Here is a 23,080-nt window from a genome sequence, read left to right on the forward strand (position 1 = left end):
GAAAGGGTAATAAATATTTTAAACAACAGACCACGAAAAAGATTTGGTTTTAAAACGCCCAATGAAATTTTCGCTCAAAAATTGAATGAAAACTGTGATGTTGCATTTATAACTTGAATCCACCTTTGCAAAGATTTGACAAAGCAAAAAAAAACAATTGCGCAAGAAAAAGCGGTAATTTTTATTAAATATTTTATTATGTTAAATAAGTGCCGTTGTTATAACGGTATTTTGCCGTTATTTATTGCAAATGTATTAAAATTTAACAGGCGAAGTTTCCCATTCGAAGGATATTTTTTTTAAATCTTTGATTAGCTCAATCTTCTTGCAATTTCCATACGGTGTCCCATCAGTAGGGCTATGTTGTTGGCTTTGTAAACGGCAAGTTCGGCCACTTCTCCTTCAAAATGTTCCATAACGGTTTCTGTCCAAATTTTTATCCAAGTTTCAAAATGGCTCTTTTCCATGGCTACCATGCTGTTGATGGGAAAGTGTGCCGCCATAGGATTTCCTTTGTAGGCAACCTCGCCAAATAAAAGAGTGGTCCAAAAGTCATACATCTTGGGAAGGTGGTGTCCCCAATCGATTTTGGCAACATCGTTAAAGAAAAATCCGATTTCAGATTTTTCCACTTTTTTGTAAAAAGCATTCACTAAAAATACGATATCGTCTCTGTTTTCAAGCTGTTTCATTTTGCAAAATTACATTTTTATCGTTCGTTTTTCAATAGTTTTTAAAGATTGCCGTTATGGAAAATGCTCTTGCTTCTTTAATAAAGACGAAGTTGTCGTTTATTTTTTTAAATTAGCCTGCATAAACTTTGGGCGATGAAAAAAACAATCTTTCGTATCATTTTAAGTTCCGGATTGCTTCTGGGATTATGGGCGTGTACTAAAAAAGAAAAAACAGCACAAAAATCCAAAGAATTGGCACAAATTGCAGATCGGTATTATGAAGATTATCTAAAACTTCATCCGTTGGAAGCGACTTCTCAAGGGGATTTGCGCTACAACGACATCTTGCCCATTGATATTGGCGATGAATTTTTGGGACAAGAAAAATCGCTTTATACCCAAGTGGGTGCTCAATTAAAAAAAATAAATTACTCCGCACTTTCCGATGAGGATAAGGTGGTGTACGATGTGCTGAAATACGAAGTAAGCGATCATTTACAAGCATTGGACTATCCCTTTCAGCTGCTTCCCTTTACGCAATTTCAAGGATTGCCGTTGGATTTTCCGCTTTTGGGATCTGGAGAGGGAGGTCAGCCTTTTGAAACGATAAAAAATTACGAAGATTGGCTGAAACGAATGGAGCAATTTCCAAGATGGATGGATCAGGCCGAAATCAACTTTCAAAAAGGAATGGATAGCGGACTGGTTTTGCCAAAAGTTTTGGTGCAAAAAATGATCACCCAGATGAAAGCTGAAGAATTGACCTCTACTTCCGTGGATAAAAACATTTTCTTTGGGCCGATTAGGAAATTTCCCGCAGACTTCAGTCAAGAACAAAAAGAAGATCTAAGCCTAAGGTATCAGAAGGTTATTCTGTCGGTGATCGTTCCTTCCTACAAAAAAATGGGCGATTTCTTGGAGAAAAATTACCTGCCCAATGCAAGAAAAACCGACGGGATGAATGCCGTACCAAACGGAGATGGGATGTACAAACATTTGGTAAAATCTTGGACCACGACTGATAAAACGCCGGAAGATATTTTTCAAATTGGGAAAATACAAGTGGAAGTCATCCGTGCCGAAATGCTAAAGGTGAAAGATGAGGTTGGTTTTCAGGGTTCTTTAGGAGACTTTATCCAAAGTTTTACCAAAGATGCTAAAGCGATGCCTTATCAAACGAAACAAGAAATTTTGGACGACTTTCAGAAAATATTATCGACCATCAGTCCGCATTTAAAAACATATTTTAATGTAACACCCACAACTCCTTTCGAAATTCGAGCTACCGAGAAATTTAGAGAAACCACAGCCAGTGCCGAATATGTACAAGGAACTCCTGACGGAAAGAGACCGGGTGTTTTTTATGTTCCGCTTCCTGATCCTAAAAAATTTAATGTCACCACAGGTATGGAATCTTTATTTTTGCACGAAGCCATTCCTGGACATCACTATCAAATTTCTTTGCAACAAGAGAATAAAAGTTTACCAAAATTTATGCGCTTCGGTTGGATAGGTGCTTACGGCGAAGGATGGGCGCATTATTGTGAAACATTAGGCCCTGAATTGGGTCTGTACAAAAATCCGTATCAAAAAATGGGCTACCTGAACGATCAGATGTTGCGTGCTGTTCGTCTGGTGATCGATACGGGAATCCATACCGGTATGATGCCCAGAGAAGTAGCCATAGCCTATTATCTGAACAACATCGCCGACTCCGAAGCCAATGCCACAGCAGCTGTAGAACGGTATATGGCGGTGCCTGGACAAGCATTGGCCTATAAAATTGGAGCTTTAAAAATTCTTGAACTTAGGGAAAAGTACAGCAAAGATTTGGGAGCGAAATTTAACATTGCAAAATTTCACGACGAAGTGCTCAGTCAAGGCTGCCTTCCGTTGGATGTCTTGGATAGAAAAATGGCTGTTTGGGCTAAAAAACAATAAAAATGACGAAGGTAATTGTATCGGTTTTTAACAATTTATTGACCGACCAACGAGTAGAAAAAATTTGTAAAACCTTATACGACAACGGCTATCAAGTAGAATTGATTGGTTCTTCTTGGGACGGATTGCCCGAATTGAAAAGGCCGTATCCTTTTACGAGAATTTCATTAAAATCAAAATCGTTGAAGTTTGCTTATGTAGAATACAATCTAAAACTGTATAAGCTGTTAAGGTCAAAAGCTAAAGAAAATTGCATTCTGGTGGCGAACGACCTAGAAACCATCTATCCCAATCTGTTGATTTCCAAAAAGAAAAAGCTTCCGTTGATCTATGACAGTCACGAGATTTTCACAGAGATGCCTTCTTTACAAGGGAAATGGACCAAGAGAATTTGGCAACTTTTAGAAGAATATTGCATTCCGAATCTAAAATACATGATGACTGCAAATGCCAGTTATGCCGATTGGTATGCAAAAAAATACCACATCAAAATGCCATTGGTCATCCGAAATTTGCCAATGAAAATGAGTCTGAATCCTGAAGTGCACAATTCTGAAAACAATCCTAAAATTATTTTATACCAAGGTACCATCAATCCGTCTCGTGGATTGGATAAAGTGATCCCCGCCATGAAGTGGATTGATAATGCCGTGCTTTGGATCGCAGGTGGCGGTCCGAAATATACCGAGTATGTGGAGCTGACCAAGAAACTCAATCTTCTGGATAAGGTGAAATTTTTAGGAAAAAAGCACCCAACTGAATTAAGAGCAATCACTCCCAAAGCCAATGTAGGCTTGAGTATTGAAGAAAACGGTGGTCTTAGTTACTACTACTCTTTGCCCAATAAAATTTCAGATTACATACAAGCCGGGGTTCCAGTAGTCTGTTCTGATTTTCCGGAAATGAAAAAAATAATCAGCCAATATAAAGTAGGCGAAACGATTAAAAACCACAGCGAGCAAGAATTGGCCGAGAAAATTAGCTTGGTTCTGAAGTGTGGTAAATCGGTTTATCAAAACGAACTCAACAGGGCTGCCCAAGATCTTTGTTGGGAAAACGAAACGCCGAAATTGCTACAACTTTATGAAAAGGTGGTTCAAGAAAATTTTTAATTTCATTTTAATTCTTGTTTAATTCAACCCTTCATAATGTGCATTCACTTGTCTTAAATGCCTTATCTTTGTCCTTTAGATAAGATTCAAGATGACCATACAAGAAAAGCAGAGAGAAATAGTAGAAGAATTTGATTTTTTGGACGATTGGGAACAAAAATACGAATACATCATCGACCTTGGCAAGTCCTTGGTTGGGATGCCGGAAGATAAAAAGAAAGATGAAAACCTGATCAAAGGCTGTCAGTCCAAAGTTTGGATCGATCCAGAATTTAGAGACGGAAAACTCTTTTTCAATGCAGACTCCGACGGGATACTTCCTAAAGGGATTGTTGCTCTTTTGGTGTCCATCTATTCGGGACATACCACTCAGGAAATTATGGATTCGGATTTTAAGTTTATTGAAGAAATCGGACTGCAAGAATTTCTTTCTCCAACTCGAGCCAATGGACTTATGGCGATGACCAAGCAAATAAAATTCTATGCCGTAGCCTATCAATTAAAAGCATGATCAGGATTTTAGCATACCGTTTTTCTGCCTTTGGAGATGTTGCCATGACGGCACCCGTAATCCGTGAGTTTCTGGAACAAAACCCAGAAGTAGAAATCGTGATGGTATCCAGAAAAAATTTCGAGGATTTGTTTTTTGACATTCCAAGATTTTCATTTCACGGTACAGACTTAGATCAATACAAAGGATATTTTGGGTTGATGAAATTGGCAAAAGAGCTTCATCAAAAGTACAAACCTCATTTTGTGGCGGACTTGCACGATGTTATTCGATCCAAAATGCTCTCAAAATTTTTAGCGAGAAAAGGTAATAAAGTATTCAAAATCAATAAAGGCAAAGACGAAAAAAAACAGTTGACCAACATTTGGAATTTGGACAAAATCCAACTGAAGCTCACCGTAGAACGATACGCCGATGTTTTCCGAAAGATGGGTTTTGAGGTCAATCTTTCACATCAATTCAGAAGTTTAGAAATTCATAAATCCGGAATTGGTTTTGCTCCATTTGCCCAACACAAAGGCAAAATGCTACCTCTTGAAAAATCTTTTGAATTGGCAAAAATCCTAGCACAAGATCATGAAATTTATTTTTTTGGAGGTGGAAAATCAGAAGTAGAACTCTTGAGTCAATGGGAGAGTCAAATTCCGAATGCGACATCTTTGGCAGGTAAACTCAGTCTAAAACAAGAGTTGCAAAAAATCGCAAAATTAGAACTGATGATTTCCATGGATTCGGCCAACATGCATTTGGCAAGTTTGGTCGGTACACGATGCATTTCCATTTGGGGAGCCACCCATCCCTATGCGGGTTTCCTGGGCTATGGACAATCCTTAGACGATGTGGTGCAGGTCAAAGATCTGTCTTGTCGACCGTGTTCGGTTTTTGGCGACAAAGAATGTTTCCGAGGCGATTGGGCTTGTCTTAATGAATTGAACATTGATAAAATAGTAGAAAAAATGAATCCTCAATAAAGGATTAACACCATCAATCGCTCTCTTTTTAAAATTCTATTCATTCTGCTTCAAGCATTCGATTAAGTTTTTCATATCTTTGTTTTATGACAAAGCCTAGCGACAAACGACTTTACCTAATCGATGCTTATGCCATGATTTTTCGTGGGTATTATGCGCTCATCAGAAACCCAAGACTGACCAGCAAAGGATTGGATACATCAGCCATTTTTGGATTTACCAACTCGCTTATTGAACTGATAAAACGAGAAAAACCCACCCATTTGGCAGTGGTTTTTGATGTGGGAAAAGCTTCTGTACGAACTGAAGATTTCGCCGATTACAAAGCCAACCGTAGTGAGACTCCAGAGGCCATAAAAATTGCAGTTCCCTATATTCATACCATTTTAGAAGCCATGCATATCCCAATTTTGGGAGTGGAAGGCTACGAAGCCGATGATGTTATTGGGACCATTGCAGGCAAGGCAGAAAAGGAAGGCTATGAAGTTTTTATGGTAACTCCGGATAAAGATTTTGCACAGTTGGTTACCCATAATATTAAAATTTACAAACCGGCATCCAAAGGGGGCGACATCGAAATCTTGGGTGTGGACGAAGTGAAAGCCAAATACGAAATTGAAGATCCAAAACAAGTGATCGATTTCCTCGCCATGATGGGCGATGCGGTGGACAATATCCCAGGATTGGAAGGGGTCGGAGAGAAAACGGCTATGAAATTTCTGAAAGAATACGGAAGCATTGAGACTCTTTTGGCCAACACCAATCAACTGAAAGGAAAGTTAAAGGAAAAGGTAGAAGCATCTGCGGAAAGAGGAATTTTGTCTAAAAAATTAGCCACAATTATTTGCGATGTTCCCATCGATTTTCACCAAGAACAATACGATCTGGATCAGCCGGACTTTGAAAAAGTTAGAGAAGTCTTTGACGAATTAGAATTCAGAAGACTATTTGAAAATCTATACCGAGCTTTTTCGGTTGAAGGTGATAAGTCGGTAAATGCTGAAACTGAAACTGAAACTGAAAAGACGACTGCTAAATCATCACCTAAAGCCAACGAATTTGTAGGCGATTTATTCGCAAATTTTGAAGAATTGGATGCACAAACCTCAACCAAAACTTCACTTAAAGACGGTCGTGCTTTGTATCAATACATCAATACTGAAAAAGCACAAAAAATAGTGGTACAAAATATTCTCACCCAAAAAGCGGTAGCCCTTCATTTTCTCGTTTCAGAACAGGATGAAGAGGATCTTTTGGGCATGAGCTTTTCTTACAAAAAAAATCTATCCTATTTTATTCCTTTTTCCAGCATTGCTGAGGATCGAAACGCGACTATCGAACTTTTCAGGCCGGTTTTTGAAAAAGAAGACCTACTGAAAGTGGGGCACAATCTGAAAGGCGTTTTTAAAATACTTTTAAATCTAGGGATTGAACTGAAGGGAAATCTTTTCGACACCATGATTGCTCATTATTTGCTCAATCCTGACGGAAGACACGGGCTGGATTATCTTTCGGAAATTTATTTGAATTATCAATTGCAAACCATCGAGCAAGTCCTTGGTAAAAAAGGGAAAAACCAAAGGTCTTTCCAAGAGATAGAAATGACCGACACCACCAATTTTACAGCAGAAAATGCGGATGTGGTGTACCAATTGTTCGAAATTTTTGCTCCTCAATTAAAAAAAGAAAATCTGGAAAATCTTTTCTACGATATCGAAATGCCACTGATGAAGGTGCTTTCCAAAATGGAAACGGCAGGAATATCTTTGGACACCGACTGGCTCAATAAAGAAAGTCAGGATTTGGAAAATGATTTGCGAAATCTCGAACAAAAAATATTCGACTTGTCTGAGGAAGAATTCAACATGAACTCTCCGAAACAATTGGGCGATATTTTGTTTGAAAAACTAAAACTGGATGCCAAAGCCAAAAAAACAAAGACCGGACAGTATGCTACTTCCGAAGATGTTTTACAAAAATTAGTCTCCAAACACGAGATTGTTCCGCTTATTCTGGAATATAGAACTTATCAAAAACTGAAATCGACCTATGTAGATGCTTTGCCTACGCAGATTTCGCCAAAAGATCACAGGGTACACACCTCGTTTTCCCAAACTACGGCAGCAACCGGAAGATTGGCTTCACTAAATCCGAATTTGCAAAATATTCCGATCCGTACAAAAAGAGGTCAGCAAATTCGTGGTGCTTTTGTGGCAAAGGAAGGTTACCAACTGATCTCCGCCGATTATTCGCAAATAGAACTTAGGATTATTGCTGAAATTTCCAAGGAAGATCAATTGATTTCTGCATTTCAAAATGGCGAAGACATCCATGCTTCTACCGCGGCTAAATTGTTTGGTATTCCATTGGAAGAAGTGAGTAGAGACCAACGATCTCAAGCCAAATCTGTTAATTTCGGAATCATTTACGGACAAGGAGCTTTTGGATTGGCAGAACAAACCGGACTTTCCAGAACTGAGGCCAAACAAATGATCGATGCTTATTTTGAAACCTATCCCAAGCTGAAATCCTACATGTCCAGTCAAGTTGAGAAAGCCAGAACCAATGGCTTTGTCGAAACAATTTTGGGAAGAAGAAGGCATCTGAAAGACATCAATTCCAATAATTTTGTGGTAAAAGGCCATGCAGAAAGAAATGCGGTGAACGCCCCGATACAAGGTTCTGCAGCGGACATCATAAAAATTGCAATGATAAATATCGACCAAAAACTTACAGAGAAAAAGTTAAAAACGAAAATGCTCTTACAGGTTCATGATGAACTTATATTTGAATCTCCCAACGACGAATTGGATCTTGTTATCCCTATTATAAAAAAAGAAATGGAATCGGCCATTGAGACCCAAGTCCCTCTTGTTGTAGAAGTTGGAATGGGAAAAAATTGGCTGGAAGCACACTAAAAAAATATCAATTAATTATTAATTTAAAACATATTTCAAATGAAAGGAAGTTTAATTTTAGCAGGTGCGATTGCCCTGAGCATGGTGTCTTGCGGAACTACAAAAAATTATAAAATTTTAAGCAAAAGCAAAACGGATACCCAAGGTACGGTAAATTTTATACAAAAAGGAAAGACGGTAACCATGGACATCAATGCATACAAGCTAACGCCGGGGATCCATGCCATCCATATTCATGAGAAAGGAGATTGCTCGTCACCGGATGCGATGTCTGCAGGTGGACATTGGAATCCTAAAAGCCACAATCACGGGAAATGGAATCATGGTGAACACCACATGGGGGATATCGGAAATTTGGTTGCAGACAAAGAAGGGACTGCAAGGTTGATTTTCAAAACGGACAAATGGTGCATTGGCTGTAAGGACGAAACCAAAAATATTATTGGAAAATCGATTATTATCCACGCAAAAGAAGATGATTTTCATACACAGCCAACAGGAAATGCCGGTGGCAGAGTGGGATGTGTAGAGATCAAGTAATACAATAAAAAATGAGGTCATTGCGACCTCATTTTTTTATACTCTTCCTTTTAGATAGTCTTGCCGAAGCGTTTCTTCAAGTTTTTCGATTGCGTATCTAAGGCAAGTTCTAGGCATTTTATGATACTCTCGATTCAAGAAGTTGAGCAGTGTGGTTTCATCTTTTTTGCCCATTTCTCTTAGCATCCAACCGTTGGCTTTGTGCATTAAATCGTGTGGATGGTTGAGGTTGTTCAAAACCAATTCTTGGGTGAGTTCAAAAGAATTTTGCTTCACAAAATACAGAGTTCCTACCACAGCAATTCGTTTTTCCCATAGTTGGTCGGAGTTGGATAATGTTCTGAGTATTTTATCTTGTTTGTTTTCAAAACAATAGTTGCCCAAAATTTTATAACAGCTTTGGTCGACCAAATCCCAATTGTTGATGTATCGTGTATTCTTGAGATAGAAATCGACAATTTCTTTTTTTATATTTAAATCTTTACTTTTTTCAAATTTCTTGACCAAAATAAGCAAGCCTACCAAACGCATTTCGTGGTATTTGGATTCTAAAAGTTCTTGAACATCTTCTAAAGTTGTTTTGCCCCAAAATGCGTTTACGACAGTCCTGGACTCTGGGACTTTCACACCCAAGAAAACATCGCCTTCGCCGTATTCGCCTTTTCCAGTTTTGAAAAATCGGGATAGGATCTCGACATTTTCCTTGATGGCAAGATCGTTCAATGCTTCTAAAATTTCTTGGCTATTCGTCATTATCTATCGTCTTCGTCATCAAAATATTCAAACAAGAAATCGTTGTACGGAAATCTAGAAATGTGGATTTTATGCACTTCGTCGTAGATCATCTTTTTCATTTCAGCAAAATTTTCTTTGGTAATTGCTGAGATAAAAACCGTTGGGTATTTGGATTTTCCCATCCAAGTTTTTTTCCACTCGTCCAAAGAAATGTTTTTTCTGGTGGCAGGAGTTAGGTCGTCTTCGTCTTTTTTCTCGTACGCAAAAGCGTCTATTTTGTTGAAAACCATGATCATGGGTTTTTGATGTGCTTCGATTTCCATCAGAATTTGATTAACAGAATCGATATGGTCTTCAAAACTTTCGTGAGAAATATCCACCACATGGATCAGTAAATCGGCCTCTCTTACTTCATCCAAAGTCGATTTAAAGGATTCCACCAATTGTGTAGGTAATTTTCGGATAAACCCCACCGTGTCGGTCAATAGGAAAGGGAGGTTGCCGATGACTACTTTTCGTACCGTGGTATCCAAAGTTGCAAACAGTTTGTTTTCTGCAAAAACATCGGATTTGGAAAGGGTATTCATCAGGGTGGATTTTCCTACATTGGTATAACCCACCAATGCCACACGAACGACTTTCCCACGGTTGTTTCTTTGGGTAGCCATTTGTTTGTCGATGGTTTTTAATTTTTCTTTCAGTAAGGTAATTCGGTCACGGATAATTCTTCTGTCCGTTTCAATTTCTGTTTCTCCGGGGCCTCTCATTCCGATACCTCCTTTTTGTCTTTCCAAGTGGGTCCACATTCGGGTAAGTCGCGGTAGTAGGTATTGGTATTGTGCGAGTTCAACTTGTGTTCTTGCATAAGAAGTTTGTGCTCTTTGAGCGAAAATGTCCAAAATAAGATTGGTTCTGTCCAAGATTTTCACTTCCATATCCCTTTCTAGATTTTTAAGCTGAGAGGGAGAAAGTTCGTCATCAAAAATGACCGTTCCGATTTCGTTTTCTTTCACAAAATTTTTTATCTCTTCTGCTTTTCCTTTTCCAACAAAGGTTTTGGAGTCGGGCATGGTCAGTTTTTGGGTAAATCTTTTTTCTACAGTTGCACCAGCTGTGTAGGCTAAGAACTCCAATTCGTCCATGTATTCATGGAGTTTTTCCTCGTCTTGCAATTGGGTAATAACACCGACTAAAACGGCTTTTTCGTATAGATGTTCCTTTTTTTCTAACATATAAATTTATCGGAAACTTCATCGTTTCTGCGGCACAAAGTTATTGAAAAAAGATGGATTGCCTAAGTGGAATTGTTGCAATCGTTGCAGTTTTGTCGGGTGTTTCTTAAATTGAAAAAATTAAGCCTCATCAAACATTCCAAAATTCCCTATCCAAGCTTCTGTATTGTATGGCTTCTGAAATATGGGTCGAATTTATGTTGTCGTGATTGTCCAAATCGGCGATGGTTCGGGCCACTTTTAAGATCCTATCGTAGGCTCTGGCAGAAAGATTTAATTTTTCCATGGCTGTTTTTATAAGGCTTTGCGAAACTTCATCCAAGGCGCAATATTTTTCGATTTCTTTAGGTCCCATTTGTGCATTATAATGGATTTCGGATTCGTTGTACCGTTCTGTTTGTCGGTCTCTTGCAGCGAGAACTCGTTTTCTTATTTCGTGGCTGTTTTCACCTTTTCTCTTTTCGGTGAGTTGTTCGAATTCTACTTTTTGCACTTCTATGTGGATGTCAATTCTGTCCAATAATGGGCCAGAAAGTTTGTTCATGTACCTTTGCATTTCCATTACTGAAGATGTGTTGTTGGGATCGTCCGGGAAATAACCGGAAGGCGAGGGATTCATGCTTGCGACCAACATAAAACTTGCCGGATAATTCACCGTAAATTTGGCTCTGGAAATGGTAACCACACGGTCTTCCAAAGGTTGTCTCATCACTTCCAAAACCTGTCTTTTAAATTCGGGCATTTCATCTAAAAATAAAACTCCATTGTGGGCCAAGGAAATCTCTCCCGGTTGGGGATAGCTGCCACCACCGACCAAAGCGACATCTGAGATAGTGTGGTGAGGGCTGCGAAAAGGTCTTGTCGTCATCAGTGAGGTTTCTGTACCCATTTTTCCAGCAACCGAATGTATTTTGGTGGTCTCCAAAGCTTCTTTCAAAGTAAGTGGCGGTAATATGCCCGGAACTCTTTTTGCAAGCATGGTTTTGCCACTTCCTGGTGGACCGATAATTATAATGTTGTGACCTCCAGCTGCGGCTACCTCCATGGCTCTTTTTGCCATTTCCTGACCTTTTACTTCAGAGAAATCAAAGGGAAAATCGTTTATTTTATCTTGAAATTCTTTTCGGGTGTCAATTTCTGTTCTTTCCAACGGCTTTCCTTCATTAAAAAAATCAATGACTTCTTTGATGTTTTCAACGCCATAGACTTCCAAGTTATTAACAATAGCCGCCTCTCTGGTGTTTTGTTTGGGTAGGATAATTCCTTTGAAGCCTTCTTCTCTTGCTTTGATGGCGATGGGTAAGATACCTTTTAACGGTTGCAAACCTCCATCCAAGGAAAGTTCGCCCATGATGATGTAATCGCCGATGTTTTCGGCAGTTATTTGTTCAGAAGCGGTTAAGATCCCCAAGGCAATGCTTAGGTCGTATGCCGAGCCTTCTTTTCTAAGATCTGCCGGCGCCATGTTGATGGTGATTTTTTTACCCGGGATTTTGTAACCCACATTTTTCAAAGCTGCAGAAATTCTGTAGCTGCTTTCTTTGATGGCATTGTCCGGCAATCCAACAAGATGGTATCCCACACCTCCTGTGTCCACATTTACTTCAATGGTGATGGTTTGTGCCGAAACACCATGGATTGCGCTTCCGAATATTTTTACCAACATAACCGTGTTTTTAAAGTAAATTTAATAAAAATTTGATGAAATACGGAGCAATCCATTTAGAGCCTATTTAAAATTTTACCGAAATAACAATTCGGCTGTTTCTAATCTTTCTTATCTGCCTTTTTGTATGGATATAAAATTTAAAACAGGCTCTTAAAAGAAATAGCATAAGATGTCAATCAAATGCTTTTATGTTGTTATTTGTTTTGGTTTAGGATACTACCGCTTTCTTCTTTGATGTTTTCTGTGTTCAGAATGTTTTGTTCTACTTTGGCAAGTTTATTTTTGGTAGGAATTTTATAATTAATAGAAATTCCAAAATTTCTACTGTCGCGCCTGTCGTTTAGGTAAATTGGAGTGTTGGTATTCATCGTTTTTACGCTCATTCTACTGCTGTTGAAAATATCATTTGCAAATAAACTAATGGACAATCGGTCGTTATCAAATTTTTTACTGATGTTTAGATCCACACTATTCATAAATGGCTTTTCGGCTCGGAAAAAGTAATAATTTCCTTTTGTTGAATAACTGAATGACGGTGAAATTTTGATGTCGTAAGGCAAGATAAATTGTCCACTGATGTTAAAAAACCAAAGTCCCTTTTTGTCCAAAACCTCCTTGATGTCTTGAAATTGATAGCCGGAATAGAAGTATAGAAAATTGATTTTGTCCGGATTAAAGTTAAATTTCATAATCTCTGAAAGTGGCTTTGTGAAAATCATTAAAGGTAGTGGCAGTCCCACATTGAAGCTGTGTTGCGTAAGCTTGTCAATATTCACATTGGTTTGTTTCATCGTATATGCATCGCGTTCTACATGCATCATGACCTGATCGTTTACAATACTATAATCATAACTTATAAATGCGTAGTCGAAGGCCGAAAGTTTCGCCTGGAAATTGTTGTAGATCGTTGGTTGGATGTTCGGGTTTCCACCGATGTTTACATTCGGGTTTTGGAAGGTGTTGTTGTTAGGATTTAATTGTGAGGTGGAAGGTAACGAGATTTTTCGGTTATAATTAACATTGAAATAAAGCGAAGGTGCAATGTCGTACTGAATGCTCGCATTTGGGAAAAGTTCAAACCTCTTGAATGCTTTTAGATCTGACCACGATTGATTGTTTAAGTTTAACGATTTTCCAGAAATGTCATAATTTTCGGCTCGAACACCTGTGATAAAGCTGAATTTTTTCAATTTGGCATTCAGTTCAGCATAGGTAGAGGCGGTTTGCCTTTGGTAATCTAAATTTTTTATATCCAAGTAATCCGTTGTGAAATCTGTTTTTTCATACAAACCACCGAAACTTATTTTACCTTCATCCAAAATATTGATAGGCTGAGAATAATCTACCTTGAAGTTGTAATATTTTTGGTTGGATGAGTTTTTCATGTCTAAATAATTGGGATTTCCTGGGTAATTTATAAGCTCTGTAACTCCGTTTTGGTTAAATTGGGAATTGAGATTGGAGAAATTAAATTTCAGGTCTAATTTTTTATTCTTATCATCAAATTTCTTTTGATAGGTCGCCGTAAATTCGTTTCTGTCGGTTTTGGTTTTTGACTTGCTGAGGTTGGTGTACTTCTCCGGAAGAAAAACATTGGATCCCGCAGGGTTTTCGATTAGAAATGTACCGTCCGAGTTGCTATAAGCATCGCTATTAGAGTTGTTGTAATCGTAATTGAGTAGCAAGCGATCGGGACCCATGTCGAAAGTAGTGGCTGCTTTTACAAAATAACTGCGAGCATATTTGTCGGAAAATGCAGTGGAAAGTCCATCCATTTTATTTTCGTTAAATGACTCGTTATAATTTTGTCCTGCACTCAATTGCCAACCAAAGAATTTATTTTTTGAATTGAGGACGATACTGTTGTTAAATTTATTTCTGAACTTATCGTAGTTGGAAAATCGATATCCTCCAGAATAGGTGGCTGTCAAATAACTTTTGGACTTTTTGGATGTGATGATGTTTAGGATGGCACCTCCAGAAGTTGCCGGAAATTCGGCTCCGGGTTGAGTGATCACTTCTATTCTTTCAATGGCGCTAGCAGGCATGCCTTCCAAAAAAGCGGTTAGCTCATTGCTGTTTATGTTCAGAGGTCTTCCGTCCATATAGACTTCCAATAATTTCCCTTGGTACATCATTCCGGCAATGTCGGTAACTACCATTCCTGGGAGTTTTTTGATGCCTTCTAAAGACGACCCACTGTTTAGGACAGGTTGTTCGGAAAAATCAAAAATGGTTCTGTCGGCTTTTTGTTCAACAGCTTTTTTTGTTTTGGTAATGGTAACACCTTCAATATTTTTTTCTTTAGTTAGGGGTTTTTGATCTGTATTTTGTGCAAAAGAAATTTGAAAACTCAGCAGTGCAATAGCGAATACCTTTTTTTTGTTCATTTTTGTTGTATATGATTAATTAGACGAACAAAGAGTTGTATTGTTACAAAAAAACGCTCCAAATTGGAGCGTTTCATTATGTTGAAAATAAGAGATATTAATTCTCTTGTTTCTTAATCAAGTTCAGTGCAGATCCTGCTTTGAACCAATCAATTTGTTGTTCGTTGTAAGTGTGGTTAGCCATTATAACATCTTTAGATCCGTCGGCATGAACAAATTCTAAAGTTAATGCTTTACCAGGAGCAAATTGATCAAGGTCTAAGAAATTAACAGAGTCATCTTCTTGGATTTTGTCGTAATCTGCTTTGTCAGCAAAAGTAAGACCTAGCATTCCTTGTTTTTTAAGGTTGGTTTCGTGGATTCTTGCAAAAGATTTTACCAAAACCGCTTTCACACCAAGGTGTCTTGGCTCCATAGCAGCGTGTTCTCTAGAAGATCCTTCACCGTAGTTTTCGTCACCCACAACAATAGAAGGTACGCCAGCAGCTTTGTACGCTCTTGCAGAAGCAGGAACTTCCATGTACTCACCATTCAAAAGGTTTTTCACTTTGTTGGTTTCCATGTTGTAAGCGTTAACTGCACCAATTAACATGTTGTTAGAGATGTTGTCCAGGTGACCTCTAAATCTCAACCATGGACCTGCCATAGAGATGTGGTCGGTGGTACATTTTCCGAACGCTTTGATCAAAACTTTAGCATCAGAAATATTTTTTCCGTCCCAAGCCGGGAATTCTTCTAGCAACTGAAGTCTTTCAGAAGTTGGGTTTACATTTACCACTACTGCAGAACCGTCTACAGATGGCGCTTGGTAACCGTTATCCGCAACATCAAATCCTTTAGAAGGAAGTTCGGCACCTTTAGGTTCAGCCAATTTCACTTGCTCGCCTGCTTCGTTGGTCAGAGTATCGGTAATTGGGTTAAAGTCCAAACGACCAGAAATTGCCACAGCAGCAACCATCTCTGGAGAAGCTACGAAAGCGTGGGTATTCGGGTTACCATCGGCTCTTTTTGCAAAGTTTCTGTTGAAAGAGTGGATGATGGAGTTTTTCTCGCCTTTGTCAGCACCTTCTCTGTCCCATTGTCCGATACATGGACCACAAGCGTTGGTGAAGATTCTAGCGTTTTCGAATTTTCTGAAAGAATTTAAGAAACCGTCTCTTTCAGCGGTATATTTTACTTGCTCAGAACCAGGATTGATCCCAAGGATTGCTTTAGGTTTTACACCTTTAGCTACAGCGTCTTCAACGATAGAAGCAGCTCTAGAAAGGTCTTCGTAAGAAGAGTTGGTACAAGAACCGATCAAAGCCCATTCTACCTCTAGAGGCCAACCGTTAGCTTCGGCTTTCGCACGGAATTCAGCAACTGGAGTCGCCAAGTCCGGAGTGAAAGGTCCGTTAAGGTGAGGGGTCAATTCAGAAAGGTTGATTTCAATAACTTGGTCGAAATAGTTTTCAGGATTTGCATACACTTCAGCGTCTCCAGTCAAGTGTTCTGCAATTTTATCAGCAGCATCTACCACTTCTTGTCTTCCTGTTGCAGCAAGATATCTTCTGATAGAATCGTCGTACCCGAAAGTAGAAGTTGTAGCACCAATTTCTGCACCCATGTTACAGATGGTACCTTTACCTGTTGCAGAAAGAGACTGAGCACCTTCGCCGAAATATTCAACGATGCAACCTGTACCTCCTTTTACAGTAAGGATGCCGGCTACTTTTAGGATGACATCTTTAGCAGAAGTCCACCCGTTCATTTTACCGGTCAATTTAACCCCAATTAATTTAGGCATTTTTAGTTCCCACGCCATACCGGCCATTACATCTACCGCATCGGCACCACCAACACCGATGGCTACCATACCCAATCCACCGGCATTAACCGTGTGAGAGTCGGTACCAATCATCATTCCGCCAGGGAATGCGTAGTTTTCTAAAACCACTTGGTGAATGATTCCGGCACCTGGCTTCCAGAAACCGATACCGTATTTGTCACAAACAGAACTCAAGAAATTGAAAACTTCAGAGTTTTTGTTGATTCCTTCTTGTAAGTCAGATTCTGCTCCTACTCTCGCTTGGATCAAGTGATCCGCATGTGCTGTAGAAGGAACTGCAACTTTTTGTTTTCCGGCTTGCATAAATTGCAAAAGTGCCATCTGTGCGGTTGCATCTTGCATGGCAACTCTATCCGGAGCGAAGTCTACATAAGAGTTTCCTCTTTCGTAAGCCTGTGTAGCATTACCTTCCCAAAGGTGAGCATAAAGAATTTTTTCTGCTAATGTAAGAGGTTTTCCAACGATTTGTCTTGCAGCAGCAATTCTCTCTGGATAACGCTCGTACACTTTTTTAATCATATCAAGGTCAAAAACCATATCTATAAAAGTTTTAAATTATCGATGAATTAAGTTCTATTTTTTTAGAATTTTCAAATTTACGAATTTTTATACTTTTTCATGATGAAAATCATTTAGAATGAATATAAATAAATTCTATCTTTTTATTTTGATGTAATGCTCAGAAAACAGTAGCTTTGCCAACAGAAATTTAAGGGGTGCTGTAACAAGCTGAGATTATACCCAATGAACCTGGAACAGGTAATGCTGTTTAGGGACGCCTCGCCAACTTAGTGTACAATAGGTTGGAGCATGAGGTTTGTATAACTTATCGCGAACCCCTTTTATTCCAATAAATTTAATTATAAAATTTAAAAGAATGAAAGGATTTATTTTTTTAGGACTGTGTATGGGTCCATTTTACTTTGCGCAAAACTCGGTGCAAGATTCTCTAAAAACTCAAAATATCGGTGAGGTAAGGCTCCTGAAAAAGCTTCCTGTGACCAAGGAAATTATCCAGGTTAAGAAAGATTTGGGCAATAAAAATTTGGGACAGGATTTGCCCATTTTATTAAAAAATCAAACTTCTATCGAAACGACTTCGGACGCTGGAAATGGTGTCGGCTATACCGGGCTGAAAATTAGAGGGGTAGAAGGGAGTCGCATCAATGTTATGCTGAATGGAGTTCCGTTTAACGATAGCGAGTCTCAAGGAACTTTTTTTGTGAACATCCCAGATGTCGCCTCTTCAGCATCCAACATCGTCATTCAGAGAGGTGTGGGCACATCGACCAACGGATCTGCAGCTTTTGGAGCGAGTGTTAATATCCTAACGGCTGATCCATCGGAAAAAGCTTTTGTAAGCACGATGAATTCTTATGGGTCATTCAATACCCAGAAACATACCTTCGAAGCGGCAACAGGAAGTCTTCTGGATGGGAAACTTTTGTTTGGAGGTCGCTATTCCATTATAAAATCCGACGGATACATCGATAGGGCATTTTCCGATTTGAATTCGTATAATTTTACTGCAGCCTACAAAAATGGAAATACCAAATTGCGATTCTTAACTTTTGGTGGAAACGAAAAAACCTATCAAGCGTGGAATGGGATTAGTAAAGAACAGTACGAAAGCAATCCTAGATACAACTCAGCTGGAGAGATCTACGATGCCGATGGAAATATTTTAGGCTTCTATAAAAATGAAACCGACAACTACAAGCAGCAACATTATCATTTTCTTTGGCAACAAAAGTTGAACTCGGTCTGGGACTTGTCCACAACCCTGCATTACACCAAAGGTCAAGGCTTTTATGATAATTACAAATCCAATCAGAAATTTTCAAAGTACGGACTGCCAAATTTAGTCGTGAACGGAACTACAATCTCCAGAGGCGATTTAATAAGACAGAAATGGATGGACAATAAATTCTACGGAATGGTGTCTGAATTGAGTGGTAAACTGAACAACTGGGATCTTAATTTTGGCGTGGTTGCCAACCAATACAAAGGGGATCATTACGGAGAAATCACCAGCGGCTCTTATTTGCAGCAATTGATCCTTCCTTTTGAATATTATAGAAATGAAGGGGTGAAAAATGAAATTTCTGCTTATGCAAAAGCATTGTACAAATGGGATAGATACGAGTTTTTTGGAGATCTACAAGTCAGAAGCATCCAATATCAATCGACGGTACAAAAAGCCAATCCGGATGAAAATCCAGTTTTTGATAAAAAATATTCCTTCTTCAATCCAAAAGTGGGCGTCAATTATCATCTGGACTCAGGAGTCGTTTATCTTTCTTATGCCAACGCCCATCGTGAGCCGGGAAGAAGTGATTTGAAAGAAAATACAGACATCAAACCGGAGCAATTGCACGATTTTGAGTTGGGTTATCATTATAATTTGGGCAATCTTAATATGAGCGCCAACTTGTACTATATGTTGTACAAAGATCAGCTGGTGGTTACGGGTGAGCTGAATGAGGTAGGAGCTGCCCTGCATAAAAATGTAGGCGAAAGTTACAGACGAGGTTTAGAGGTCGCAGTAGGCTATCGTTTTTCAGATCAAATTAATGTTAAAACCAACCTGAATTTTAGCCAGAATAAAAATGTGGATTATAAAATAGAAACCGCAAATGGAACTGAGAATTTAGGAAAAACCGACTTGGCACTTTCTCCTAATTTTATCGGAAACCTTACCTTAAGCTATTTGCCTATTAAAAATTTAGAACTCTCTTGGGTCAACAAAGCTGTGGGAAAACAATACATCAACAATTCGCAATCTGAGGAATATAAATTAAATTCATACTACCTCTCGGATTTTATCGGAACTTACAAAACCAAATGGAAAAATACGGAATGGGGATTTCATCTATTAATCAACAATATATTTAACACCAAATACACCAATTACGGAGCCGACTATGGTGTGCCGTATTATTATGCACAAGCCAGAACCAATTACATGTTGGGAATTAGTCTGAAATTCAATTAACATCAATTTTTATCACAATCGGAAAGTCATGGATTTTCCGATTTTTTTTAATTTAATATTGAAAAACACGGCGCATCGTTTGCAATTTTTGTTAAAATCAGATTCAAATCGGTTGAAATCAAAGAAAATCAATGGTTTTCGTTTCAATAAAAATATCTAAATTTGCACCCAAATGAATATTTCAGCAGATATTTTAGCTTTTTTGAAGCTCTTTGGTAAGGCTTCAGTTCCGGGTTTTGGTCAATTTACCATTGAAAAAACCGGAGCTCAATTCAACGACCAAACCAAAACTCTTCTTCCACCGTCACAACTCATTATTTTTAATAAAAATGAAAATCAAAATGACGAAGGATTAATACAGTTTTTAGCAAAAAGAAATCAAGTAACACCCGATCGTATAGAAAAATTATTGAAAGATCAGGTGGACTCTTGGAATTCGACTCTATACTCTGGACAACCTTTGTTGATCGATGGTTTGGGCGAGTTTGACCAACAGGATTTTAAATTCTCAGGCTATAGAATTGAATCTGAAAACTCGGATTTCTTTGGTTTAGAAGAAATTAATATTACCGATGTACAAAAGTCCAGTAAGTACAAAACGCCAAAAGGCAACATCCCAAAAGACACGAACAAGACCGTATCTGTTTTATTATGGATATTTTTATTGGTGATACCTGTTTTGGGATTGCTTTATTTTGGATATACTCAGCAAGAACTTATTTTTGGAAAAAAATCCTTTGATGATTTGGTTGTGAAAAACTCGACGCACAGGATAGACACAAAGGAAAAAATAGATACTCTAAAGGTTGAACCTAAAAAAGACAGCTTACAGAAAGACTCATTAACAAGTCCAATACCGACCACAACAACTAAAAAACCGTCACAAAATGGAAAGTAAAACCGCTTCCGAGTCATTGACCATCATGACCAATATCGTCCTTCCCAACGAAACCAATTCTCTTAGAAATCTTTTTGGTGGAGAACTTTTGGCAAAAATGGATCGCTGCGCTGCAATTTCTGCATCCAGACATAGCGAAACCCGCGTAGTTACGGCATCGGTAAACCATGTGTCGTTCAAGCATCCCATTCCGGAAGGAGGCGTAGTGGTTTTGGAGTCCAAAGTTTCCAGAGCATTTTCTACTTCTATGGAAATATATGTTGATGTATGGTTGGACGATCCCATCCTGAAAAAGAAAGTACACACCAACGAAGGCATTTATACTTTTGTTGCGGTGGATGAAAACAATGTTCCTGTTAAAATACCGGAAATGGTACCTGTAACCATTTTGGAGAAAGACAGGCATTTGGCAGCACTCCGCAGAAAGGAACTGTCATTGATCCTTTCCGGAAGGATGAAAGCTGAAGATTCTGTAGAGCTGAAAAAATTATTTTCTGAAAAATAGACTATCCCAATCATGCGAATTTTACAATTGGATAAAAACCATCCGTTAATTGCACAACAGTTGATGGATAAAGGCTTTGTTGTGGATGAAGATCATCAATCGACTTACGATGAAGTACTTAGGAAAATTAATAACTACCAAGGAATCGTTATTCGAAGTCGTATTCCGTTGGATGAAAATTTTTTGAGAAATTCCAGCCATCTGAAGTTTATTGCTAGAGTGGGCGCCGGAATGGAAAATATCGCCGTGGATGTTGCTGAAGAATTAGGCATCTCGCTCATCAATTCGCCAGAAGGTAATCGTGATTCTGTAGCCGAGCATGTTTTGGGAATGCTGTTGATGTTAATGAACCGATTCAACATCGCCACTTCTGAAGTAAAGCAAGGCATCTGGAAAAGAGAAGAAAACCGAGGCGACGAATTGATGGGGAAAACCGTTGGCATCATCGGTTATGGAAATATGGGAAAAGCCACGGCAAAACGGTTTTCGGGTTTTGGATGCCGTGTTATTTTCTATGATATTTTAGAGAACATCGGAGACAATTATGCCCAACAAGTTTCTTTAGAAGAGCTGAAAAGCCAAGCCGAAATCATTAGTTTGCACATTCCTATAACCAAAGAAACCCACTATTTGATCGACGAGAAATTTATTGATGAAATGAAAAATAATTTCTATTTGGTCAATACTGCCCGAGGCAAAAATGTGAAAACCAATGCCGTAGTCTCTGCCTTGAAGTCTGGAAAGATAAAAGGAGTTTGTCTGGATGTTTTAGAGTTTGAAAAAGCTTCTTTCGAAAGTTTGGATCACCAAAACGAAGACCTGAATTTCTTATTGCAATCCGACCAAGCCATCATTACCCCACACATCGGAGGATGGACGGTACAGAGCAAAGAAAAACTGGCCCAATTTATTGTCGATAAAATCGTTAAAGAATTCGCTTAGGAAATTACGCCACTTCCCAAGAGCTCGTCGTCCAGGTACCATGCTGCGAACTGCCCTTCGGCAATGGCTGATTGTGGATGTTCGAATTCCATGTACAAGGCATTTTCAAACTGGAAAATTTTAGCTTTTTCTAGTGCTTGTCGGTATCGGATTCTTGCCATGATCTCCATGGACTGTCCCGGCAAAAGTTTTAGATCTTCTCTTACCCAGTGCACTTCGTTGTTGTTTATTTTTAACGCTTTTCTGAACAATCCAGGGAATGTGTTGCCTTCGCCTACAAAAATAATGTTGTTGGTCATGTCTCTGGAGATTACATAGCAACTTTCTTTATGCCCACCAATGCCTAGTCCTTTGCTTTGGCCAATGGTATAATATTGGGCTCCTTGGTGTTTGCCAATAACTTTGCCATCCTTTTTCTCATAATGGATTTTGGCAGAAAGAAATTCCAACTCATCTTTTTTTGAAGAGAACATTGGGGTTTCGGTCTGGAAACCTTGGTAATCGCGGAAGATCTCCACCAACTCTCCTTCTTTGGGCTGAAGTTGTTGCTTCAAAAATTCCGGCAAAGAAACTTTTCCAATGAAACACAATCCTTGAGAGTCTTTTTTATCGGCCGTGACCAATCCAATTTCTTTGGCAATTTCTCTAACTTCGGGTTTTGTTAGTTCGCCAATCGGAAACAAAGCCTTGGAAAGTTGTTCTTGGTTCAGCTGACAAAGGAAGTAGCTTTGGTCTTTGTTGTTGTCTTTTCCGGCCAGAAGTTGGTAAATTTCATTTCCGTTTTTGTCGGTTGTCGTTCCCAATCGGGCATAGTGTCCGGTTGCTACTTTTTCGGCACCTAAGGAAAGTGCGGTTTGAAGAAATACATCAAACTTTACTTCGCGGTTGCACAAGACATCGGGGTTGGGAGTGCGTCCTTTTTCGTATTCGGAAAACATGTAATCTACAATTCTTTCTTTGTACAGATCGCTCATGTCGATCACTTGAAACGGAATATTCAGTTTCTGTGCAACCATCAAAGCATCGTTGCTGTCTTCTATCCATGGGCATTCGTCTTCTAAAGTCACCGAAGCATCGTTCCAATTGCGCATAAAAAGTCCGATCACTTCATGACCTTGTTGTTGCAAAAGATATGCAGTAACACTAGAATCTACACCACCAGAAAGTCCAACTACGATTTTCATTGAATAAAAGAATTATATTTTGAGTTAAATAGAAG

Annotated in this window: 17 protein-coding genes and 1 pseudogene; 11 read left to right on the top strand and 7 right to left on the bottom strand. The window is 38.8% G+C overall.

Features of this window, described 5'->3' with window-relative positions:
* Positions 1-117: pseudogene (locus EIY84_RS12015) on the top strand (IS30 family transposase); the annotation flags it as partial.
* A 194-nt stretch (positions 118-311) separates the two neighbouring features.
* Here EIY84_RS12015 and EIY84_RS09570 read toward each other — a convergent pair.
* Positions 312-692, bottom strand: coding sequence for a group III truncated hemoglobin (locus EIY84_RS09570; protein WP_124642599.1), 381 nt, complete (start codon positions 690-692; stop codon positions 312-314).
* A gap of 135 nt (positions 693-827) precedes the next feature.
* Here EIY84_RS09570 and EIY84_RS09575 point away from each other — a divergent pair, with 135 nt between their 5' ends.
* The 6 genes from EIY84_RS09575 (at position 828) to EIY84_RS09600 (ending at position 8,667) form a co-directional block, all read left to right on the top strand.
* Positions 828-2,615, top strand: coding sequence for a DUF885 domain-containing protein (locus tag EIY84_RS09575; protein WP_124642601.1), 1,788 nt, complete (start codon positions 828-830; stop codon positions 2,613-2,615).
* 2 nt (positions 2,616-2,617) lie between these two features.
* On the top strand, positions 2,618-3,727 hold the full coding sequence (locus EIY84_RS09580) for a glycosyltransferase (protein WP_124642603.1): 1,110 nt from the start codon (positions 2,618-2,620) through the stop codon (positions 3,725-3,727).
* Positions 3,728-3,818: 91 nt separating this feature from the next.
* Complete coding sequence (locus EIY84_RS09585; protein WP_124642605.1) at positions 3,819-4,238, top strand: SufE family protein; 420 nt, start codon at positions 3,819-3,821, stop codon at positions 4,236-4,238.
* Positions 4,238-5,209 (top strand): glycosyltransferase family 9 protein, encoded by a 972-nt coding sequence (locus tag EIY84_RS09590; RefSeq protein ID WP_124642658.1) that lies wholly within the window; start codon positions 4,238-4,240, stop codon positions 5,207-5,209. Before EIY84_RS09585 ends, EIY84_RS09590 begins: the two co-directional genes overlap by 1 nt.
* An 86-nt stretch (positions 5,210-5,295) precedes the next feature.
* On the top strand, positions 5,296-8,127 hold the full coding sequence (gene polA / locus EIY84_RS09595; protein ID WP_124642607.1) for a DNA polymerase I: 2,832 nt from the start codon (positions 5,296-5,298) through the stop codon (positions 8,125-8,127).
* Between the two features lie 39 nt (positions 8,128-8,166).
* A complete protein-coding gene (locus tag EIY84_RS09600; RefSeq protein WP_124642609.1) occupies positions 8,167-8,667 on the top strand; it encodes a superoxide dismutase family protein in 501 nt (166 codons plus the stop codon).
* 36 nt (positions 8,668-8,703) lie between these two features.
* Here the strand turns inward: EIY84_RS09600 and EIY84_RS09605 are convergent, their stop codons facing one another.
* The 5 genes from EIY84_RS09605 to EIY84_RS09625 all read right to left on the bottom strand — a co-directional run bounded on the left by EIY84_RS09605 (position 8,704) and on the right by EIY84_RS09625 (position 17,058).
* A complete protein-coding gene (locus EIY84_RS09605; protein WP_124642611.1) occupies positions 8,704-9,420 on the bottom strand; it encodes a DNA alkylation repair protein in 717 nt (238 codons plus the stop codon).
* Positions 9,420-10,634, bottom strand: coding sequence for a GTPase HflX (hflX, locus tag EIY84_RS09610; RefSeq protein ID WP_124642613.1), 1,215 nt, complete (start codon positions 10,632-10,634; stop codon positions 9,420-9,422). Before hflX ends, EIY84_RS09605 begins: the two co-directional genes overlap by 1 nt.
* Before the next feature lie 130 nt (positions 10,635-10,764).
* The gene (locus tag EIY84_RS09615) at positions 10,765-12,300 is read right to left on the bottom strand and encodes a YifB family Mg chelatase-like AAA ATPase (protein ID WP_124642615.1); all 1,536 of its coding nucleotides are present in this window, start codon (positions 12,298-12,300) and stop codon (positions 10,765-10,767) included.
* A gap of 197 nt (positions 12,301-12,497) precedes the next feature.
* Positions 12,498-14,693, bottom strand: a complete 2,196-nt coding sequence (locus tag EIY84_RS09620) for a TonB-dependent receptor domain-containing protein (RefSeq protein ID WP_124642617.1) — start codon at positions 14,691-14,693, stop codon at positions 12,498-12,500.
* A 97-nt stretch (positions 14,694-14,790) separates the two neighbouring features.
* Positions 14,791-17,058, bottom strand: a complete 2,268-nt coding sequence (locus EIY84_RS09625) for an aconitate hydratase (protein WP_124642619.1) — start codon at positions 17,056-17,058, stop codon at positions 14,791-14,793.
* A gap of 340 nt (positions 17,059-17,398) precedes the next feature.
* Here EIY84_RS09625 and EIY84_RS09630 point away from each other — a divergent pair, with 340 nt between their 5' ends.
* The 4 genes from EIY84_RS09630 to EIY84_RS09645 all read left to right on the top strand — a co-directional run bounded on the left by EIY84_RS09630 (position 17,399) and on the right by EIY84_RS09645 (position 21,861).
* Entirely contained in the window at positions 17,399-19,516 is a 2,118-nt protein-coding gene (locus EIY84_RS09630; RefSeq protein WP_124642621.1) for a TonB-dependent receptor, read from the top strand.
* A gap of 172 nt (positions 19,517-19,688) precedes the next feature.
* Positions 19,689-20,414: an HU domain-containing protein gene (locus EIY84_RS09635; RefSeq protein ID WP_124642623.1), complete on the top strand. Its 726-nt coding sequence runs from the start codon at positions 19,689-19,691 to the stop codon at positions 20,412-20,414.
* Complete coding sequence (locus EIY84_RS09640) at positions 20,404-20,919, top strand: acyl-CoA thioesterase (protein WP_124642624.1); 516 nt, start codon at positions 20,404-20,406, stop codon at positions 20,917-20,919. The genes EIY84_RS09635 and EIY84_RS09640 overlap by 11 nt, the downstream gene beginning before the upstream one ends.
* A 12-nt stretch (positions 20,920-20,931) precedes the next feature.
* Positions 20,932-21,861, top strand: coding sequence for a 2-hydroxyacid dehydrogenase (locus EIY84_RS09645; protein ID WP_124642626.1), 930 nt, complete (start codon positions 20,932-20,934; stop codon positions 21,859-21,861).
* Here the strand turns inward: EIY84_RS09645 and mnmA are convergent.
* Entirely contained in the window at positions 21,858-23,045 is a 1,188-nt protein-coding gene (gene mnmA, locus EIY84_RS09650) for a tRNA 2-thiouridine(34) synthase MnmA (RefSeq protein WP_124642628.1), read from the bottom strand. The two genes, EIY84_RS09645 and mnmA, sit on opposite strands and share 4 nt — an antisense overlap.
* Positions 23,046-23,080: the final 35 nt, after the last annotated feature.

The sequence above is a fragment of the Amniculibacterium aquaticum genome (genome assembly GCF_003852705.1).
Taxonomy (GTDB): domain Bacteria; phylum Bacteroidota; class Bacteroidia; order Flavobacteriales; family Weeksellaceae; genus Amniculibacterium; species Amniculibacterium aquaticum.

What these genes read in the sequence shown, in the direction of transcription:
- EIY84_RS09570 (WP_124642599.1), bottom strand. Translation starts at nt 692, where the DNA reads ATGAAACAGCTTGAAAACAGAGACGATATCGTATTTTTAGTGAATGCT.
- EIY84_RS09575 (WP_124642601.1), top strand. Translation starts at nt 828, where the DNA reads ATGAAAAAAACAATCTTTCGTATCATTTTAAGTTCCGGATTGCTTCTG.
- EIY84_RS09580 (WP_124642603.1), top strand. Translation starts at nt 2,618, where the DNA reads ATGACGAAGGTAATTGTATCGGTTTTTAACAATTTATTGACCGACCAA.
- EIY84_RS09585 (WP_124642605.1), top strand. Translation starts at nt 3,819, where the DNA reads ATGACCATACAAGAAAAGCAGAGAGAAATAGTAGAAGAATTTGATTTT.
- polA (WP_124642607.1), top strand. Translation starts at nt 5,296, where the DNA reads ATGACAAAGCCTAGCGACAAACGACTTTACCTAATCGATGCTTATGCC.
- EIY84_RS09600 (WP_124642609.1), top strand. Translation starts at nt 8,167, where the DNA reads ATGAAAGGAAGTTTAATTTTAGCAGGTGCGATTGCCCTGAGCATGGTG.
- EIY84_RS09605 (WP_124642611.1), bottom strand. Translation starts at nt 9,420, where the DNA reads ATGACGAATAGCCAAGAAATTTTAGAAGCATTGAACGATCTTGCCATC.
- hflX (WP_124642613.1), bottom strand. Translation starts at nt 10,634, where the DNA reads ATGTTAGAAAAAAAGGAACATCTATACGAAAAAGCCGTTTTAGTCGGT.
- EIY84_RS09615 (WP_124642615.1), bottom strand. Translation starts at nt 12,300, where the DNA reads ATGTTGGTAAAAATATTCGGAAGCGCAATCCATGGTGTTTCGGCACAA.
- EIY84_RS09620 (WP_124642617.1), bottom strand. Translation starts at nt 14,693, where the DNA reads ATGAACAAAAAAAAGGTATTCGCTATTGCACTGCTGAGTTTTCAAATT.
- EIY84_RS09625 (WP_124642619.1), bottom strand. Translation starts at nt 17,058, where the DNA reads ATGGTTTTTGACCTTGATATGATTAAAAAAGTGTACGAGCGTTATCCA.
- EIY84_RS09630 (WP_124642621.1), top strand. Translation starts at nt 17,399, where the DNA reads ATGAAAGGATTTATTTTTTTAGGACTGTGTATGGGTCCATTTTACTTT.
- EIY84_RS09635 (WP_124642623.1), top strand. Translation starts at nt 19,689, where the DNA reads ATGAATATTTCAGCAGATATTTTAGCTTTTTTGAAGCTCTTTGGTAAG.
- EIY84_RS09640 (WP_124642624.1), top strand. Translation starts at nt 20,404, where the DNA reads ATGGAAAGTAAAACCGCTTCCGAGTCATTGACCATCATGACCAATATC.
- EIY84_RS09645 (WP_124642626.1), top strand. Translation starts at nt 20,932, where the DNA reads ATGCGAATTTTACAATTGGATAAAAACCATCCGTTAATTGCACAACAG.
- mnmA (WP_124642628.1), bottom strand. Translation starts at nt 23,045, where the DNA reads ATGAAAATCGTAGTTGGACTTTCTGGTGGTGTAGATTCTAGTGTTACT.